Origin of the sequence: Synechococcus sp. H55.11 (assembly GCF_047462475.1) — a bacterium.
GTDB lineage: Bacteria > Cyanobacteriota > Cyanobacteriia > Thermostichales > Thermostichaceae > Thermostichus.
Map to the genome: position 1 here is coordinate 1 of NZ_JANSJI010000100.1, position 1,786 is coordinate 1,786.

The 1,786-nt window shown below is 52.1% G+C and carries 1 protein-coding gene; it reads left to right on the top strand.

All coding sequences use genetic code 11. From position 1 onward, the window contains the following. Positions 1-70: 70 nt before the first annotated feature. Positions 71-1,615 (top strand): ABC transporter ATP-binding protein, encoded by a 1,545-nt coding sequence (locus tag NW853_RS04405; protein ID WP_414347988.1) that lies wholly within the window; start codon positions 71-73, stop codon positions 1,613-1,615. Positions 1,616-1,786: the final 171 nt, after the last annotated feature.

Consider the following 1,786-nt stretch of genomic DNA (forward strand, 5'->3'; position numbering starts at 1 on the left):
TTTGATGACAGCACTGCAGGAATGCAAAACGGACACATGAGACACCCAGACTAAGAGGGCTTTGCCACCTATGGCCACCACTGCTCAAAGTAGAGCCTTTGCGATATACAAAACTCCCCCAGAACTAGAAGTCGTCAACCTCACCAAGCGATTTGAATCTCTGCTAGCCCTAGACCATGTCTCGCTAAAGCTTAAGCCGGGATCGTTTCATGCCTTACTTGGGGAAAACGGAGCCGGGAAAAGTACCCTCGTCAAGTGCATTATGGGCTTCTATCACGCCGACTCTGGCGATGTCTGTATCAACAAGCGAGCCCGTTCCATCCACAGCCCACGAGATGCCTATCACTACGGCATCGGCATGGTGTACCAACATTTCACCTCTGTACCTGCCATGACCGTCGCGGAAAACTTGATCTTGGCACGCCCAGATTTACCTCTAGTGATTAACTGGAAAGAAGAGGAAAGAAAGCTGGCAGATTTTATGGAAACTGCTCCTTTTCAAGTTAATTTGCGTACTTCTGTCTCCGAACTATCGGCAGGAGAAAAGCAGAAAGTCGAGATCCTCAAGCAGCTTTATTTGAACACCAAGATCCTGATTTTGGATGAGCCTACTTCTGTGCTCACGCCACAAGAAGCAGACGAAGTTTTGAGCCTTCTGCGTCGTTCGGTGGAGGCTGGCGACCTGAGTGTATTGCTCATTACCCACAAGTTTCGCGAGGTGAAGGCCTTTGCCGATGAGGTGACGGTGTTGCGACGCGGCAAGGTGGCTGGTCATGGACAAGTAAAAGATTTATCTACGGCAGAAATGGCCGAAATGATGCTGGGCCGGCAACGGGTGCAGGTGCAATTGGAGAAAGCTTTGGTCCAAGAGGGATCCCCTCTCTTGGAAATCGAAGGGATCCATGCCGACAAGGACAATGGCCTGCCAGCTGTGCGGGGGGTAACCCTGACTGTCCACGGAGGCGAGATCGTGGGGATTGCTGGCGTTTCCGGCAACGGCCAGCGGGAGTTGATGGAAGTCTTGGCTGGCCAGCGGGCGGCTACAGCCGGACAGATCAAGATCAACGGACAACTGTACAAGGCCACGCGCGGAGAAATGGTGCGCCACCGGGTTCGCTGTCTGCCAGAGGAACCCCTGAGAAATGCCTTGATTCCTAACATGAGTATTGGCGAAAACTTGGCTCTACGTTATTATGACCAGGAGCCCATGGCCAAAGGTTGGATATTAATCTGGAAAGAGATTTGGCGCTTTGCCCGCACGTTAATAGAGCAATTTAAGGTAAAAACGCCCTCAGCCCAAGCTCCTATCAGTCACCTTTCGGGAGGTAATGTCCAGCGGGTTGTTTTGGCGCGGGAGCTTGCCGAGGATCCGCGAATTTTGATCGCTGCCAACCCCTGCTTTGGCCTAGACTTTGCGGCAGCGGATTACATTCACTCGCAGATTGTGGATGCCCGTAACCGAGGAGTTGCCGTTCTGCTGATCAGCGAAGATCTGGATGAGCTTCTCAAGCTTTCCGATCGTTTGCTGGTGATGGCCGACGGTCGAATTGTTTACGAAAGTTCTATCGGAAGCGTAGATCTCAAAGAGGTTGGCCACAAAATGGGCGGACATTAAGTGAGTAATACAGTCATTTCAAACAAACAGCGATAAAACAGTTCCTCAGTTCCTTAAGCTAATCCCTAACTCTCCTCTGCGCAGGCGAGCGGCGGCTTCCATGAGGCTAGTCCGGGAAAGATCGGGCAGCTCAATCCGGGCGCGGATGCAGTTGAAGTTCTGCTGCAACCC